General features: G+C 57.0%; 13 protein-coding genes, 1 rRNA gene and 1 riboswitch. Of the genes, 7 read left to right on the top strand and 7 right to left on the bottom strand.

Annotated elements, in window-relative coordinates:
• Nucleotides 1–17: 17 nt before the first annotated feature.
• Both G5182_RS12355 and G5182_RS12350 read right to left on the bottom strand, forming a co-directional pair.
• Nucleotides 18–2483, bottom strand: a complete 2466-nt coding sequence (locus G5182_RS12355; RefSeq protein WP_421254417.1) for a fimbria/pilus outer membrane usher protein — start codon at nucleotides 2481–2483, stop codon at nucleotides 18–20.
• An 84-nt stretch (nucleotides 2484–2567) separates the two neighbouring features.
• Nucleotides 2568–3122, bottom strand: coding sequence for a fimbrial protein (locus G5182_RS12350; RefSeq protein ID WP_005342239.1), 555 nt, complete (start codon nucleotides 3120–3122; stop codon nucleotides 2568–2570).
• Nucleotides 3123–4206: 1084 nt separating this feature from the next.
• Here G5182_RS12350 and G5182_RS12345 point away from each other — a divergent pair.
• The 3 genes from G5182_RS12345 to G5182_RS12335 all read left to right on the top strand — a co-directional run bounded on the left by G5182_RS12345 (nucleotide 4207) and on the right by G5182_RS12335 (nucleotide 7970).
• Nucleotides 4207–5880 carry a sensor histidine kinase gene (locus tag G5182_RS12345; protein ID WP_005357096.1) on the top strand — a complete coding sequence of 558 codons (1674 nt, stop codon included), beginning with the start codon at nucleotides 4207–4209 and terminating at the stop codon, nucleotides 5878–5880.
• 46 nt (nucleotides 5881–5926) lie between these two features.
• Nucleotides 5927–6670: a LytR/AlgR family response regulator transcription factor gene (locus G5182_RS12340; protein ID WP_108613331.1), complete on the top strand. Its 744-nt coding sequence runs from the start codon at nucleotides 5927–5929 to the stop codon at nucleotides 6668–6670.
• A gap of 109 nt (nucleotides 6671–6779) precedes the next feature.
• On the top strand, nucleotides 6780–7970 hold the full coding sequence (locus G5182_RS12335; protein ID WP_227341714.1) for an L-lactate MFS transporter: 1191 nt from the start codon (nucleotides 6780–6782) through the stop codon (nucleotides 7968–7970).
• A gap of 73 nt (nucleotides 7971–8043) precedes the next feature.
• Here G5182_RS12335 and G5182_RS12330 read toward each other — a convergent pair whose 3' ends face one another.
• From G5182_RS12330 to G5182_RS12315, 4 genes are all read right to left on the bottom strand, one after another.
• Nucleotides 8044–9168: a 5-(carboxyamino)imidazole ribonucleotide synthase gene (locus tag G5182_RS12330; protein WP_227341715.1), complete on the bottom strand. Its 1125-nt coding sequence runs from the start codon at nucleotides 9166–9168 to the stop codon at nucleotides 8044–8046.
• Nucleotides 9165–9674 (bottom strand): 5-(carboxyamino)imidazole ribonucleotide mutase, encoded by a 510-nt coding sequence (purE, locus tag G5182_RS12325; protein ID WP_227341716.1) that lies wholly within the window; start codon nucleotides 9672–9674, stop codon nucleotides 9165–9167. The genes G5182_RS12330 and purE overlap by 4 nt, the downstream gene beginning before the upstream one ends.
• A gap of 63 nt (nucleotides 9675–9737) precedes the next feature.
• Entirely contained in the window at nucleotides 9738–10040 is a 303-nt protein-coding gene (locus G5182_RS12320; protein ID WP_005321666.1) for a P-II family nitrogen regulator, read from the bottom strand.
• A gap of 4 nt (nucleotides 10041–10044) precedes the next feature.
• Nucleotides 10045–10971 (bottom strand): sodium-dependent bicarbonate transport family permease, encoded by a 927-nt coding sequence (locus tag G5182_RS12315; protein WP_227341717.1) that lies wholly within the window; start codon nucleotides 10969–10971, stop codon nucleotides 10045–10047.
• 109 nt (nucleotides 10972–11080) lie between these two features.
• On the opposite strand from G5182_RS12315, the gene nhaR reads away from it, so the two are divergent.
• From nhaR to murI, 3 genes are all read left to right on the top strand, one after another.
• Complete coding sequence (gene nhaR / locus G5182_RS12310) at nucleotides 11081–11983, top strand: transcriptional activator NhaR (RefSeq protein ID WP_227341718.1); 903 nt, start codon at nucleotides 11081–11083, stop codon at nucleotides 11981–11983.
• Nucleotides 11984–12018: 35 nt separating this feature from the next.
• Nucleotides 12019–12197: riboswitch (cobalamin riboswitch) on the top strand.
• A gap of 51 nt (nucleotides 12198–12248) precedes the next feature.
• Nucleotides 12249–14114 (top strand): TonB-dependent receptor domain-containing protein, encoded by a 1866-nt coding sequence (locus G5182_RS12305; protein ID WP_227341719.1) that lies wholly within the window; start codon nucleotides 12249–12251, stop codon nucleotides 14112–14114.
• A gap of 108 nt (nucleotides 14115–14222) precedes the next feature.
• On the top strand, nucleotides 14223–15026 hold the full coding sequence (murI, locus tag G5182_RS12300) for a glutamate racemase (protein ID WP_129503012.1): 804 nt from the start codon (nucleotides 14223–14225) through the stop codon (nucleotides 15024–15026).
• Between the two features lie 7 nt (nucleotides 15027–15033).
• Here the strand turns inward: murI and G5182_RS12295 are convergent, their stop codons facing one another.
• Nucleotides 15034–15525 (bottom strand): RNA recognition motif domain-containing protein, encoded by a 492-nt coding sequence (locus G5182_RS12295; protein WP_005339200.1) that lies wholly within the window; start codon nucleotides 15523–15525, stop codon nucleotides 15034–15036.
• Nucleotides 15526–16129: 604 nt separating this feature from the next.
• Here G5182_RS12295 and G5182_RS12290 point away from each other — a divergent pair.
• Nucleotides 16130–16440 (top strand): 16S ribosomal RNA (locus G5182_RS12290); the annotation flags it as partial.

Here is a 16440-nt window from a genome sequence, read left to right as displayed (position 1 = left end):
TGGTTATACAAAATCGATTACTGACAAGTCAGTCTCGCCGTCGTGTTGACTTCTGGTAGCGGTGATGGCAAATAAAAGCGGCAATGCTGCTCGCTGCCCCAGCGAGCCTCCACAGGACTTCCTTCATGCAGGCCTGCGAGATAGGCCATGCCATCATCACCGACCATCCCCAATTGTTGCCCCTTGTCATTGACGACTTCAGCGGCGAATGGAACTGGGCTGCCATCTGTTTTGACCAGTTCAAGCATGCGCTTGCCGCCCGACAACATATCGAAATGACGATAACCGATAGCTCCTTCGGTCAGGGTCCCCATGGAAATAGGTGTCCCAATAGGCTCAACATCATCACCCAATTGATCGATGTCGATGCTGGTTCGTTGACGATAGTAGCTGGATATATCGGCTACAACCGCCTTGCCATTTTGATTCGTGAAGGTGACTGGCCCGCCGGTGTGTACAGGCACACCGCTGGCCCCGTCAGTATCTACCATGATACGACTGCCCCCCATCATGCCTACCCGGTGCATGGCAATCCCCTCTTTGGTCGCAGTAATTCCGCCATTGATGGAGAGCCCTGCGGCTGTTGAACTACCTGCCTGGTGACTAACGTTGGCCATCAGGGTGGTTTTGTCGCCAGTGTGGGTATAGAAACCGCTGGCGCTTTCACCTGCTGGCGAGGTTGAGGCCGTGACTGAGTAACTGTTACGGTCATCCACCCGGTTGAAGAGGCTGATATTGTTGGTGGTTTTGCCCCCCATGGTTGAGGCGCTGTAACTCACATGTTTGTTCAGCCCAAAGGGAATCGACAGTGTGAAGTACATGCCATTATCAGTCTGACGGCCCTGCTCGTTGTGATAGGTGGTGAGCGAGGTCGCCAGGCTACGCCACTCCATTACATCAAAATAGTGAGACAGAGAGAGGCTGATACGCTCACTATCTGTCTGGGACCAGTAAGACTGATGGGTGTAATCGATATATGCTCCCAGCTGAGCTGCTTTGAATTGCTTGCTTAGCCTCACGTTATACAGTTCTCTGGAGCCGCCCCTGTATGGTTGGCCAATCTTGCGGGCGGCCATAAAGTCATTCATGTTCATAAAATCCCGCTCCGAGAAGCGGTAACCGGCAAACGCCACTTGGCTGTCATACTCTTCGAAGTTCTTTGAATAGTTGATTCGATAAGAGCTGCCAGTTTTTGAGCCCTCTGCCAACTGGGCACGAGATTCAGTGATATCGAAAGAGATAGCACCTAATTGCAGCAAATCACGTCCAACCCCGACAGAGAGTGCATCGTAACCCTCACTGAGCAGAGCCCCTCCCAACAGTGACCATCCATTGCTCACGCCCCAAGAGAATTCACTGCTGGCAAAGGCCGGTCCATCCAAGCGATGGGGTTGACTGCTGATCTTGCCACTATTGAACTTGTAGCGTATCGAGCCTGGTCGGGAGAGATAGGGGATGCGAGCGGTGTTGACCTGAAAAGTCTGCACCGATCCATCCTGCTCCTCTACTCTGACATCCAGGGTGCCGCTGACTGCGCTGCTCAAATCCTGAATACGAAATGGCCCGGAAGCCACCTGCGTTTCATAAATAACGCGCCCTTGCTGACTAATCACTACCTTGGCGTTGGTCTTGGCAATACCTACCACTTCCGGGGCGTAGCCACGCAAGTCGGGGGGTAACATGTTGTCATCGTTAACTACAGAGGCGCCTGTATACAGAAAGCTATCGAACATGGAGTTATCCAGATCGAGTTCGCCCATCGTCAACTTGGTGCTGAGTTCGGGTAAGGCGCGATAGGCATACACACGACTGACATCCAGCTCACTTTGGGAGCCTGCTTGCTCTTTGTTACGCTCATAACGACCCTGCCAGTCAGCCCGCAGCCGCCAGGCCCCCATATTGACACCAGCCACACCATAGGCACTGACATTGGTTGTGTCACCATTACCATGGGTCGAATGGTTCTCTTGAAGATTGATGCCATAATCGAGCAGGGCACCATTGACCCCTTCATCCCAACGTGACGGGGGATCCCAGGAGTCACTCACATAATCCCGATATGCTTGAGGGACAGAAATGAGAAGCGTGTCTTTGCTGATATCGCCCTTGATCACTATTCCTTCGAGTACGTCAGGATTAAGGCAAGAGCCCCTCTTCCCACTAGTCAGTAGGCGTTCCAGATCGTGCTTTTTAAGGCCCAATTCATTGGCCAGCGCAACGGTCAAACACAGCTGTGAGCTGTTGCTGGAGGTTGCTTGAAACTTGACGTTACGCTCGCCAATAAAGGCATCGTTTACCACCATTTGCATGGTGTATTCACCGGGTACAATATAACCCGCCTGTTTAAAAGCACCTGATTCAATGCTTTCTTTATCTTTAACATCCAACAGGTCAGTATTGAACTCAATATCACCTGCGTGAGAACTTTTTGCCACACTCATAAAAATGAAAAAAATGGCCAACGATAATAAAAATTGTTTCATAGATTTCAATTTATAAGGTAAACAAAAGGAAACGCGCCTCCCTGCGCGTAATTACTGGATAAATGTTTGATTAAATTTAAATATTTACTGGTAGGTCATGATAAAGTCAGTGGTTGCACTAAATTCACCCGGGATTGCTTTTCCGCCGTCACCCGCTTTGATATTGCTTACCAACTTGGCACCAAATTTCAGGTGGTTGTCACCCTCAACCAGAGTGGCAGCCTTGGTCGGGGTGCCCAAAACAACTTCAGAACCATCCAGTTGGCTAATCATGGCGATAGCCGCACCTTTTGCGAAACCATTAATAGCTAAATGTTTTTTCTCAGTATCATCAGGAATGCCGTTGAAGGTAATCGCGGCAGTTTTGGCGGTATCAAGAGAGCAGCCTTCAAGATGAATATCGAACGGACGCAGAGGACCCTCACCTTGATGCTCGAGTACACTGTTGGAGATTTGTCCCATATTTATGGTTTGATCTACGCTTTCCGGGGCGATAGAGCAGGGGGCATCTACAATTGCACCAATAAATTTGATCACGCCATGGCCTTGATCAGTTGCTGCTGGAGTTGCACTATTTTCAGCATAACTGGCGCCAGAGAATACAGCTAGTAATACAGAAGCTACAATAGCCTTTTTCATATTTTACCCTTTTAATCTGAATTGAGAGTTTCATTCTTGACAAGACTAAGGTTGTCAAAAATGAAACAAGTTTTGAGAAAGCAACAAATTTTTATTAGAAGATTTATTGTTGTGTCATGTCATCAGAGACATGTTGATGACTGATTTCGGTGGCTATTTAATCACCGGGGGCAGTGGTTTTCAAAATATCTAAAAATACAAAAAAATACCAATAAAAACAAAGTCTTATGATTTCTTTGTGATGTTGAAAAGGAGGGGTGGAAGTCATGGTGTTTTATGTAATTTAATATATTTTGTTTTTTGGTGTATTGTTTCTACCCCTTTAGGGTTGGCATGCAAAGTACCTGGAGATTCATGATGGTGACTGGCATGTTGGTTTGAACTTGTGATTTTTTTTGATAAAGCGAGGAAAATAACAACTTATTTGCACAGATATATTTTATGTTGTTTTTAGATCTTTTATATTAAATTGCTTTCTGAAGTCGGTCACTCATTTAAATTGGTGGTGTTTAGTAAGCGTATAGCAATCAGGGTGATTAAAAATTCAGTGGGTTTTATTTTTACTGGTGCGTGCATCACGCCTATCATTTTATAGGCGGTAAATGATGTTTTTTTCTCCAAAAAGTTAGCTTGGTATCAAGGATACCAATCTCACAGATAGCAAAATAAAGTGGCAAGTCTTCAATGATGAGTAGAGAAATTAAGATTGTCTACTTGAGTAGACTATTTCCTATGTTAAATAAATCATCAATGATTTTTGAAAGGATGTTTTTGAGGCTGGGATTCAGAGATGGCTTTTGAATATATTCAGTTTTGCACTGTACAGGTAATTATCTCTAAAAGTATGGTTGATAGAGGATTTTGTTGTGCGTGGAGCTTGGATGACGGATGCCATTACATTAACCGTGAGCTGTTTTTTTAGCTGGCAAGTTAGTAGCCAGTAACTTGTGCTGACTCGTTATCCATAGACATGGTTTCGTTTTATTCGTACGGTTAGGCCACTTTCATCCTGTTTCGAAATCAGTACATTGCCAGCAAATAGGATATGATCCGGAGTACTCTTGGTTGATGCAGGAATACATTTGTGCTTGAAAATCAGATGATGCTGCTGGCGGTGTTCGAACGGGCGGCGCTGATGCTGATGACCCTCTTCTTCCTGACCCGCACCCGGCCGTTCCAGCGGCTGTTCCAGAAGCGGGATCACACCCCGGCGGAGCTGGTGCTGGTGGCCTCCATCTTCGGCCTGTTTGCGGTGTTCAGTACCTACACCGGCATTCCGGTGGAGGGGGCGCTGATCAACGTGCGGATCATCGCCATCATCTCGGGCGGCATCCTGTTCGGCCCCTGGGTCGGCATTCCGGCCGGGGTCATCTCCGGCCTGCATCGCTATCTCATCGACATGGATGGCCACACCTCCATCCCTTGTCTTATCGCCAGCATCATTGCCGGTCTGCTCGCCACCTGGCTGCACCTGCGCTGTCGCAAGTCGCGGCTCTGGCTCTACGGCATTCTGGCGGGGATGCTATGCGAAGGGCTGACCATGCTGCTGATCTGGCTGCTGACCGAGCCCCATGAAGTCGGGGTGGAGATCGTCAACCATATCGCCTATCCGATGATCGCCGGGGCGCTCTGCATCGGCCTCATCATCAAGCTGGTGCAGGATCTGGATGACGAGAAGGAGCTGATTGCCGCCAAGCAGGCCAAGCTGGCGCTCGATATCGCCAACAAGACGCTGCCCTTCTTCCAGAACATCGATCGCCACTCCCTCAGTCAGGTGTGCGATGTGATCCGGCGCGACATCAGCGCCGATGCGGTGGCCATCACAGATACCCATGACGTGCTGGCCTATGTCGGGGTGGGCAAGGACTATTACGAGCTGGATGAGCACCACGCCATCAGCGGCATGACCCAGCAGGCGGTGCTGCTCGACCAGATCATCATCAACAACGATCTGCGCCAGTATCACCTCTCCGATTTCCACTCGGTCATCATTATTCCGCTGCGGGAGAACGGCTCGGTGAGCGGCACCCTCAAGATCTACTACCGCCGCACCCACAGCATCACCAGCTCCCTGCGGGAGATGGCGGTGGGCCTCTCCCAGCTCATCTCCACCCAGATGGAGGTGTCGCGCATCGAGCAGCTCAAGGAGATGACCCGCAAGGCGGAGTTCACCGCGCTGCAGAGCAAGATCAACCCGCACTTCCTGTTCAATGCCCTCAACGCCATCTCGTCGCTGATCCGCATCCGGCCCCAGCAGGCGCGCCAGCTGATCGCCAATCTGGCGGATTATCTGCGCTACAACCTCAACAAGGGGGATGAACTGATCGACATTCAGGAGGAGCTGCAGCAGGTGCGTGACTACGTGGCCATCGAGCAGGCCCGCTTCGGCGACAAGCTGGAGGTGGTGTTCGAGGTGGACGATGTGCACATTCAGGTGCCGAGCCTGCTGTTGCAGCCGCTGGTGGAAAACGCCATCCTGCACGGCATCCAGCCCCGCAGCGCGCCGGGTCGGGTCACCATCGAGGTGAAACAGCTGGCGGGGGGCATCCGGGTTGCGGTGCGGGATACCGGTTATGGCATCAGTCAGGCGGTGATCGACGGGGTGGCCGCCGGGCGGGTGGAGAGCCGCAGCATCGGCCTGATGAACGTGCATCAGCGGGTCAAGCTGCTCTATGGCGACGGCCTGCATCTCAAGCGGCTGGAACCGGGTACCGAGGTGAGTTTCTATCTGCCGGATCAGGAGTCGATGCCATGCTGAGTGCCATCATGGTTGAGGATAAGTGTGTGCCGCGAGAGGTGTTGTCATGCTGAAAGCCATTATTGTCGAAGATGAGTATCTGGCCCGCGAGGAGTTGATCTATCTGGTGAATCAGCACAGCACCATCGAGATAGTGGCGAGCTTCGAGGATGGGCTGGAGGCGTTCAAATACCTGCAGGATCACGAGGTGGATGTGGTGTTTCTGGATATCCAGATCCCCTCCATCGATGGCCTGCTGCTGGCCAAGAACCTGCACAAGTCGAGCCATCCGCCCCACATCGTCTTTGTCACCGCCTACAAGGAGTTTGCGGTGGAAGCGTTCGAGCTGGAGGCGTTCGACTATATCCTCAAGCCCTACAACGAGCCGCGCCTCATCAATCTGCTGCAAAAGCTAGAGCATGCGGGCAAGTCGCAGCCAGCCACCACGGGGGAGGCGAGCGGCGAGGGGAACAGCCCGCACAATCGCACCGTCAATCTGGTGAAGGGGGAGCGCATCATCGTCACCCCCTGCGAGCAGATCTACTACGCCGAGGCCGACGAGAAGCTCACCTATGTCTACACCCGTGATGACCGCTACGTGATGACCATGACCATCAGCGAGTTTGTCAGCCGCCTGCCTGCCGAGGGGTTCTTCCGTTGCCACCGCTCCTACTGCGTCAACATCAACAAGATCCGCGAAATAGTCCCCTGGTTTAACAGCACCTATCTCATCCGGCTCCATGATCTGCCGTTCGAGGTACCGGTCAGTCGCAGCAACATCAAGGCGTTCCGTCAGCTGATGCGGCTCTGATTGTCATTCATTCCCGCCGATCTGCATTTCATGCCTTAATCGATCGGCGCGAACTGCGTCTTGCCTATAGTGGCCTCAATTTCCTTAAGGCCATCGACCGAGACGCATCATGACCAAAGAGATGAACCGCACCCGGTACCTGACACTGATCGGTACCATCATCACCCAGTTCGCACTGGGTTCTGTCTACACCTGGAGCCTGTTCAACGCCCAGCTCTCCGACAAGCTGGACGAGCCGGTGAGTCAGGTGGCTTTCGCCTTCGGCCTGCTCAGCCTGTCGCTGGCAGTCGCCTCCTCCATGGCGGGCAAGCTGCAGGAGCGATTCGGTGTGCGCAACGTGACCCTGGGCGCTGGTGTGCTGCTCGGCATCGGCTTCTTCCTCACTGCCCATGCCAGCAATCTGGCGATGCTCTACCTCTGCGCGGGCATTCTGGTCGGTTTTGCCGACGGTACCGGCTACCTGATGACCCTCTCCAACTGCGTGAAGTGGTTCCCGGAGCGCAAGGGGCTGATCTCCGCCTGCTCCATCGGTGCCTATGGCCTCGGCAGTCTCGGTTTCAAATATATCAACCTGCTGCTGCTCTCCAGCTCCGGCCTTGAGACCACCTTCCAGCTGTGGGGGCTGATCGCCATGTCCATGGTGCTGGTGGGCGGCATGCTGATGAAGGATGCGCCCAAGCAGGCCGCCTCCGTGCAGCAGAGCGAGAGCCGTGACTTCACTCTGGCCGAGGCGATGCGCAAGCCGCAGTACTGGATGCTGGCGCTGATGTTCCTCACCGCCTGCATGAGTGGCCTCTACGTCATCGGCGTGGCCAAGGATATCGGCGAGAAGATGGTGGGTCTGCCAGCAGTGGTGGCTGCCAATGCCGTCGCCATCATCGCTATGGCAAACCTGGGTGGCCGTCTGGTGCTGGGTATCCTCTCCGACAAGATGTCCCGCATCCGGGTCATCACCATCGCCCAGCTGATTACCCTGGCGGGCATGGCGCTGCTGCTGTTCGTGCCGCTCAATGCCAACCTGTTCTTCGTGGCGGTGGCCTGTGTGGCCTTCAGTTTCGGCGGCACCATCACCGTCTACCCCTCGCTGGTGAGCGACTTCTTCGGTCTCAACAACCTGACCAAGAACTACGGCGTCATCTATCTGGGCTTTGGTCTGGGCAGCATCATCGGCTCCATCGTGGCCTCCCTGTTTGGCGGCTTCATGGCGACCTTCAACCTGATTCTGGTGTTGCTGCTGGTAGCGCTGGTGCTCTCCCTCACCATTCGCCTGCCGGCACCGGTAGCGGTGGAGCGGGCCTGATAAGGCTCCCTGCCAGAGCAAGCAAAAACAGAGACCCGGGCCATGCCCGGGTCTTTGCATTTCCGATGGTCGATCAGCACGGCGCCAGCCCCAGCAGCTGGCGGGCCTGACGGCAGCGCTCCTCCACCGTTGGCCACTCATCACCGGTTACCGTGATATGGCCCATCTTGCGGCCGGGGCGGGGTTCGCCCTTGCCGTAGAGGTGCAGATGCAGGCCGGGCAGCGCCAGCAGGGCGGCCCAGTCTGGCGTGCCCTTCTGCCAGAGATCCCCCAGCAGGTTGATTAACAGGGCGGGGCGCACGGCGATTTGCTCCGGCAGCGGCAGATCGCACAGGGCCCGCACCTGCAACTCGAACTGGCTGCATGCAGCGTTGTCGAGGCTGGGATGACCCGAGTTGTGGGGGCGGGGCGCCAGCTCGTTGACCAGCAGGCGCCCCTCCACCAGAAAGAACTCCACCGTCAGTACCCCGACGTAATCGAGGGCGGCAATCAGTCGCTCAGCGATCCCTTTGGCCTCGCGCTCCAGCGTTGGCACATTGGCCGGGGAGCGAGTCTGGTCGAGAATGCCGCCGCAGTGCCAGTTCTGCACCAGTGGCAGGGAGCTGATGGCGCCGCTCGGGCTGCGGGCCAGGGTCAGGGCAAACTCCCCCTCCAGTGCCAGCCGTTTTTCCAGCACGCAGGGGACGCCACTGGCTGCCAGCGCCGTCGCCAGCTCATCCAGATTACTGATCTGCCACTGCCCCTTGCCGTCGTACCCCTCGCGGGCCGTCTTGAGAATGGCGGGCAAGAGTTCGCTGGCCTGTGCGGGGATGGGCTCTTCCGGCAGTAGCGCCAGATAGGGGGCGACCGGGATGTTGGCCCCGCGCAGAAAGGCTTTCTCCTCGCGGCGATCCTGACAGATGCGCACAGCGCTGGCGGCCGGGCGCACCGGCTTGTGTTTTTCGAGCAGGGCGAGGGTGGCGGCGGGCACATTTTCGAATTCGCAGCTGATGGCCTCGCAGCGGCTGGCCAGCTCGTACAGGGCGGTCTGGTCGTCATAGGGGGCGACAATATGGTGATCGGCGGCGGCACCGGCGATGCTGGCCGGATCGGGATCCAGCACCACCACCTTGTAGCCGAGGCGGTGGGCGGCCATCACGAAGTAGCGGCCAAGCTGGCCGCCCCCCAGCATGCCGAGGATTGCGGGTGGCAGGATCATGTCGGCTCCTCCAGTTGCAGTGCCTGCACCCGATCTCGCTCGTGGGTGCGGAAGTCGTCGAGCTGCTGCCGGTAGCGAGAGGCATCGCCGTCTTGTGCAACGGAGAGCAGAGAGACCGCAAACAGGGCGGCGTTGGCGGCCCCCGCCTCGCCGATGGCGAAGGTGGCGACCGGCACCCCTTTGGGCATCTGCACGATGGAGAGTAGCGAGTCCATTCCCTTGAGATGGCGTGATGGGATGGGCACCCCCAGCACCGGAAGAGTGGTCTTGGCGGCGACCATGCCCGGCAGATGGGCAGCGCCACCGGCCCCGGCGATGATGGCGCGCAGTCCGCGCTCGCGGGCAGTGGCGGCATACTCGAACAGCAGATCCGGGGTGCGATGGGCCGAGACTACCTGCGCCTCGTAGTGCACGCCGTGCTCCTTGAGGATGCGGGCGGCGGCCTGCAGCACGGGCCAGTCGGAGTCGGAGCCCATTACCAGGCCGATCAGGGGAGCTGTGTTCATTTTCTCTGAATCCTTGATGTCAAACGTTTGCTTTTGGTGGGCAAAAAGAGCCGGCAAGCCGGCTCAGAATTTCTCGGGTCGCACGATTTCGACCGGTTGCAGAAAGGCGATCATGGCGTAATCGGGGTAGTAGCGACTCTGCAGGTGGGCCAGCAGCCGTTCCGCCTGCTCCCGGCTGCAGATCGCTTCCAGCCGGATGTTGCCGCTCTCGCTCCAGCTGGCGTTGCGCTCGCCATGATCCCCCCGGCCGCGGGCATCTGTGATGGTATAGCCGCGCAGCCCCTCGCGGGTGAGGGTGCGCAGCAGGGTCGGCTCCAGATTGGCTTCCGTAATGACGGTCAGCAGGGTGCGGGTCTCGGTCTGCATGTGGCTACTCCGTGAAGTGGCGGGCCCAGCTGTAGTAGAGCGGGATCCCCAGCATGATGTTGAACGGGAAGGTGACCCCCAGCACGGCGCTGAGGGAGAGCCCCGGGTTGGCCTGAGGCACGGCGATGCGCATGGTAGCCGGCACGGCAATATAGGAGGCGCTGGCCGCCAGGGTCGCCAGCAGGGTCAGGCCACCGAGGGAGAGGCCCATCAGCTGGCCAGCTGCCAATCCCAGTCCCGCCGAGGCGAGCGGCATCAACAGGGCGAAGCCGAGCAGGAACAGGCCATGGCGGCGCAGATCCTGACACTGGCGAGCGACGATGAGGCCCATCTCCAGCAGGAACAGCGCCAGCGCCCCCTTGAACAGGTCGACAAACAGCGGTTTGAGCGGGGTAATTCCGTCCGGCCCGGCCAGATAGCCGATGGCCATGCCGCCCAGCAGCAGGGTTACCCCTTTGCCGAGGAAGGTCTCGTGGGCCAGCATGCGCCAGCGGGTCTCGCGACTGATGCCGCGGGCCAGCACTATGCCCACCAGAATGGCGGGGATCTCCATTACAGCCAAGAAGATGGAGAGCTGGGATTCAAAGCTGATGCCCCGCTCGGTGAGCCAGTTCACCCCGACCGCAAAGGTGGCGACGCTGACCGAGCCATAGTGGGCGGCGGTGGCGGCGGCATCCACCCGGTTCATCTTGAGGCGCAGCACGGCAAAGCCGAGCAGGGTCTGCACCACGCCGAGCAGGATCACCAGCGCCAGTTGTGGCAGCAGAGGTTGCAGGGATTGCTGGGCCAGACCGACGCCGCCCTTGAGGCCGATGGCCAGCAGCAGAAAGAGAGAGAGGGTGTCGTAGAGGGCGGGCGGCAGCTTGAGCTCGGATCGCACCAGACCGGCCAGCAGACCAAACAGAAAGAAGAGTACAACAACGTCCAGCATGATGGTTCGCAGGGCAGTTCAGATAATGGTTGCATGCTAGAGCCCGCAATGTTTCGATAAAATCAGATTCTCGCTGATGGTTGTTCGGTAAAAACTGATAGGGAACGGCATGCTCAACTACAAACAGCTCTACTACTTCTGGCATGTGGCGCGCAGCGGCAGTGTGACGCAGGCCGCCGAACAGCTGCATCTCACGCCGCAGACCATCAGCGGTCAGGTGGCCGAGCTGGAGCAGTCCCTCGGGGTGGCGCTGTTCAACCGGGTGGGGCGGCGTCTGGTGCTGACCGCCGCCGGACGGCAGGCGCAGGAGCAGGCGGGGGCGATTTTCTCGCTCGGCGCCGAGCTGGAGCACACCCTGCGCCACGCCAGTCAGGAGCTGACCATGCAGGTGGGGATCGCCGATTCGGTACCCCGCACCCTGGCGTTCGAGCTGCTGGCTCCCGCCATGGCGCTGGCGACCCCGCTGCGGTTGGTGTGCCACGAGGAGCGGGCCGAGCAGCTGTTCAGCGAGCTGGCCCGTCACAAGCTCGACATGGTGCTGATCGATCGCCCGCTTCCTCCCGACAGCGGCGTGCGCGGCTACAACCACGAGCTGGGGCGCAGCCCGCTGGCGCTGTTTGCCAGCCCAGAGCTGGCGGCTCGGGCGCGGGACGGCTTTCCCGCCTCGCTGGAGGGGTTGCCGCTGCTGATCCCCGGAGAGAAGTCTGCCACCCACGATCGGCTGCTGGAGTGGTATCGCCAGCAGGGTATTCATCCCCATCTGGTGGGGCAGTTTGATGACTCCACCCTGATGAAGTCGTTCGGCAAGGCGGGGATGGGGATTTTCCCGGCGCCGCTGGCGATGGCTGACGAGATTGGTCGCCTCTACGGAGTGGAGCGGATTGCGACCCTCACCGACGTTACCCTCTCTTATTATCTGGTCTCGGCAGGGCGCCATCTCTCCCATCCAGGGGTACAGGCGGTGATGGAGGGGGCACAGCAGCGGCTGGCAGCGCTGGCTGACAAGAAATAGAAATCTGGATGGCTATACATCCAGCTTGGCTCTGCCTATAATCCTCCCGCTTTGGCGCATCATGCTTAATAGGGAATCCGGTGAAAATCCGGAGCTGGCGCGCAGCGGTAAGGGGGAACGAAGCGACATCAGGGCACTGCCATCAGGCGGGAAGCCGTCGCCGTAGGCTATCAGCCCCCGAGCCCGAAGACCTGCCAGAGTTCGTATTTCGGGCCGAGAGAAACCGGCCACGAAGTAGATACTTACGCGAACTTAAGGATCTCTCATGTCGAAGAAATTTCTGGCGGCTGCCCTGTTGCCGACGGCGGCGTTTGCCCAGCAGCTGACCATTCCCGTCAATCCCACCATGGTGGTGACCGCTACCCGCGTCGCCCAACCTGCCTCCAGCGTGCTTGCCCCGGTCAATGTGGTGACCCGGGATGAGATCGATCGCCTGCAAGCCCAGACCGTGACCGATGTGGTCAAGACCCTGCCCGGTGTGGAAGTGGTCAGCAATGGTGGCCGCGGCCAACTCAGCTCGCTGCGGGTGCGTGGTGGCACCTCTTCCCAGACGCTGGTGCTGGTGGATGGGGTGCGCAGTGCCTCCCTGACCGCCGGGATGACCGAACTGAATAACCTGCCGCTCAATCAGGTGGAGCGCATCGAATATATTCGTGGCCCACGCGCCACCATTTATGGTTCTGATGCCATCGGCGGGGTGATCAACATCATTACCCGTCCCGACAAGGGGACAAATCAGCACAAGTTCAATATCGGTGCCGGTTCCCATCAACAGCGTCAGGCCGCTTTCAGTAGTGCCAGCCAGGTAGGTGAGGCGGGTCAGCTCAAGGTGGCTGGCGGTTTTGATGATGAAGAGGGTTACAACGTACACCCCTTGCCCGGCATCAACGATGGTGACCGTCACGGGCATCAGGGCTACAACGCCATGCTGGACTACCAGCAGGCGCTCGGCAGCAACTGGGATCTGTTCGGTACGACCCGCTGGTTCCGCAATGTCGCCCAGTACGACCGCTCTTCTGCGGCTTCCGCCTGGGGGCCTGCCACCCATCAACGCAACGAGACCTGGACTGAAAACCAGAGCTATCAGCTGGGGTCGCGCTATCACGATGATCGCTATCTGAGTGAGTTGCGTGGCGCCTTCTCCAAACAGGATGCGTACGACTATCAGGACAACAGTGGCCGCGATCAGGCCAATAACCGGACCTACACCCGCCAGTACAGCCTGAACTGGGTCAACAGCCTCAAGCTGAACGAGCTGTGGACGCTCGGCGGCGGTGCTGACTGGCAGCGCGACATGCTGGACGATCGCTCGCGATCTTCTGGCTCCCCCTATCCGGCAGGGGCCAAGGAGCGGGACAATACCGGGGTCTATGCCCTGGTCCAGTTCGACAACCAGACATGGCAGGGTGAGCTGAGCGGCCGCAGTGATGACAACGAGCAGTTTGGTCGTCACAACACCTGGCAAACCGGCGCAGGCTGGCGTTTTGTCGAGGATTACCGCCTGAGTGCCCGCTACGGCACCGGTTTCCGCGCCCCCTCCTTTAATGACCTCTACTATCCGGGCTCTGGCAATCCCAACCTGAAGCCGGAAGAGTCTAAGAGCAGCGAGCTGATGCTGGATGGTCAAACTGCGGGTGTCGAGTGGCGAGCCACCGGTTATCGCAATGACTTCGAACAGATGATCCAGTGGGCTCCCAACAGTCAGGGGATGTGGACACCACAAAACGTTGGCAAGGCGCGCATTGAAGGGATCGAGCTGGAAGGGGAGTTCGACACTGGCTGGTTGAGTCATAGGGTCTCTGCCGAGTACAAGGATCCCAAAGACAAGGTGACCGATAAACAGTTGCAGCTGATCTCCCGCAAAGGGGCCAAGTGGATTACGCAGGCGCAGTGGCAGCAGTTTGACGGCTCGTTGAGCTGGATCTATCAGGGTGAGCGCTATGGCGATGTGGCCAACACCACCAAACTCGGTGGCTACAGCGTGTGGAATCTGGCTGTCGGCTACAAGGTCACCCCGGCGCTCAAGGTATCTGGCAAGATCAACAACCTGCTGGATAAGGAGTATCAGACTGCAGTGGGGTATCCGGCCGATGAGCGCGCATACTACGTGACGATGGATTACTCACTCTAAGCCGGAGCCGGCCAAGTGGAAAAATCAGGGGCCCTGCCATTGGCAGGGCCTTTTCTATTGGCGGCAGGCGGGAGTATGATCGCCGCCTTGCACCAAAGGGGAGCTCAAGTGGCCAATATTCTCGTGTTTGATTCCGGTATGGGTGGCCTGACCATCTACCGCGAGATCCGCCGCGTCCTGCCGGCACACAACTATTTCTACTGCTTCGATAATGCCAACTTCCCCTATGGTGAATTGAGCGAGCCCGCCCTGATTGTTGCCTGCACCCGCTTGGTGACCACCATGGTGGCCCGTCATCATATCGATCTGGTGGTGATTGCCTGCAACACGGCCAGCACCATAGCGCTGCCGGCCCTGCGCGAGGCACTGGATATTCCCGTGGTGGGGGTGGTGCCAGCCATCAAGCCCGCAGCTGCGCAGACTCGCAACGGTTGTATCGGTCTGCTGGCTACGCCAGGCACCGTTAGCCGCGACTATACCCACGAGCTGATCGCCCAGTTTGCCCCGGGCAAGCGGGTGCTGCTTAAGGGCACCACCGAGCTGGTCATAGAAGCCGAACACAAGCTGGCGGGCCTGCCGGTCAATATGGCGTTGCTGCGCGAGGTATTGGCCGACTGGCTGGATGGGGAAGAGCAGCCGGATACGCTGGTGCTCGGTTGCACTCACTTCCCGCTACTTAATGAAGAGATTGGGCAACTGATGCCGCAATGTCAGCTTATTGACTCGGGCAGTGCCGTTGCCAAACGGGTGGCCTGGTTGCTGAGCAATGGCGGGCATGCTGTCATGCAGCCTGTACATATAGAAGAGGTGATTGCCAGGGCCTACTGTACCCGGCTGGATGGGGAGGCCCAAAAACTGACAGCCCCCTTGCAAGCATGGGGGCTGTCATCACTGGAAGAGGTGAAGTACTGACGAGCGGTTAGGCGTCAGTTTCGCTACCTTCTCTTTCCTCTTTATCACGTTTGTCATTTGCTTCACGCACCTTGAGGGTGCGCTGCTGGTACTCTTTATCATTCAAAGCGGCAATCGCCTTGGCGGCATCGGCGGCGGGCATCTCCACGAAACCGAAACCTCTGCGCTTGCCGGTTGCCTTGTCTTTCATCAACCGCACGGAAATGACCTGGCCCTGTTCGGCAAACAACTCGCGCACTGCAATCTCATTGGCGCGATAGGGCAGGTTGCCTACATATAAGGTGCAAGTCTCCTGATTGGCGATCGACTCGGCGACATTGGCCGGGGTTCGCTTCAGGAACAGCGGTACCACGAAACCGCCGATGGCCAGACCTGCTGCAAAAATCACTTCCGCTTTCAAAGAGAACTGCAGGGCCTGGGCAACCAGGTAGCCAACCACTGCCAATACCAGAGCAAGGATTGCGGCCTGCATATATACGGGAAACTTGGATAAATTCATCTTAAAAGACCTTTTGTAAATGAAAGCAAAAAAGGTGCAACACTATATTCACCTCCATGGTAACCAGCTTTCCTGATTGGCGCTACCATGGACCACTCGGGAGAGGTTATCGGCTCCAGTATGGCATTCCCAAGGTCACTAAAGGCGACATAAATGACGCTAAAATGGGAGTGGAATAACCGGATTGTGGATAACATTGTATATATACACTGAATAAGCTGTTTCTAATTGAATAATTTGAAATTTTCGTGATTTTCTTCAAAAAAACTATTGTCATCCCGGCGCGGCTCCCTATAATGCGCCCCTACCAGCACGGCGGAACACGCCAACCTGATGAGCCAGCTTCCTTGTGAAGTCGGCGCCGAAAGAAAAGCGAAAACAATCGCTTGACTTTTGAAGTGAGAGGCGTAATATGCGCCTCCTCAGCGCGAAAAGCGTGACGCTCTTTAACAATTTGAATCAAGCAATCTGTGTGGGCACTCACAGCATCGAGCATCAAAAACAATTTTTGATTTTCAATGTCTGATGAAGTGACCAAAGCAACTTTATGTTGCAGCAGTTAATTCAGCAATTCATTGAGCCGCCTTAATTGGCAACCAAACTTAAATTGAAGAGTTTGATCATGGCTCAGATTGAACGCTGGCGGCAGGCCTAACACATGCAAGTCGAGCGGCAGCGGGAAAGTAGCTTGCTACTTTTGCCGGCGAGCGGCGGACGGGTGAGTAATGCCTGGGGATCTGCCCAGTCGAGGGGGATAACTACTGGAAACGGTAGCTAATACCGCATACGCCCTACGGGGGAAAGCAGGGGACCTTCGGGCCTTGCGCGATTGGATGAACCCAGGTGGGATTAGCTAGTTGGTGAGGTAATGGCTCACCAAGGCGACGATCCCTAGCTGGTCTGAGAGGATGATCA

This window comes from Aeromonas sp. 600948, assembly GCF_049174875.1.
In the GTDB taxonomy this organism is placed as follows: Bacteria; Pseudomonadota; Gammaproteobacteria; order Enterobacterales; family Aeromonadaceae; genus Aeromonas; species Aeromonas veronii_A.
This window is presented reverse-complemented; position numbering and strand designations above follow the sequence as displayed.

Excerpts from the sequence above, each read along its gene's own strand:
- G5182_RS12315 (WP_227341717.1), bottom strand. The coding sequence starts at position 10,971 with ATGCTGGACGTTGTTGTACTCTTCTTTCTGTTTGGTCTGCTGGCCGGT.
- G5182_RS12350 (WP_005342239.1), bottom strand. The coding sequence starts at position 3,122 with ATGAAAAAGGCTATTGTAGCTTCTGTATTACTAGCTGTATTCTCTGGC.
- nhaR (WP_227341718.1), top strand. The coding sequence starts at position 11,081 with ATGCTCAACTACAAACAGCTCTACTACTTCTGGCATGTGGCGCGCAGC.
- G5182_RS12305 (WP_227341719.1), top strand. The coding sequence starts at position 12,249 with ATGTCGAAGAAATTTCTGGCGGCTGCCCTGTTGCCGACGGCGGCGTTT.
- G5182_RS12335 (WP_227341714.1), top strand. The coding sequence starts at position 6,780 with ATGACCAAAGAGATGAACCGCACCCGGTACCTGACACTGATCGGTACC.
- G5182_RS12320 (WP_005321666.1), bottom strand. The coding sequence starts at position 10,040 with ATGCAGACCGAGACCCGCACCCTGCTGACCGTCATTACGGAAGCCAAT.
- G5182_RS12330 (WP_227341715.1), bottom strand. The coding sequence starts at position 9,168 with ATGATCCTGCCACCCGCAATCCTCGGCATGCTGGGGGGCGGCCAGCTT.
- G5182_RS12340 (WP_108613331.1), top strand. The coding sequence starts at position 5,927 with ATGCTGAAAGCCATTATTGTCGAAGATGAGTATCTGGCCCGCGAGGAG.
- G5182_RS12355 (WP_421254417.1), bottom strand. The coding sequence starts at position 2,483 with ATGAAACAATTTTTATTATCGTTGGCCATTTTTTTCATTTTTATGAGT.
- purE (WP_227341716.1), bottom strand. The coding sequence starts at position 9,674 with ATGAACACAGCTCCCCTGATCGGCCTGGTAATGGGCTCCGACTCCGAC.
- G5182_RS12295 (WP_005339200.1), bottom strand. The coding sequence starts at position 15,525 with ATGAATTTATCCAAGTTTCCCGTATATATGCAGGCCGCAATCCTTGCT.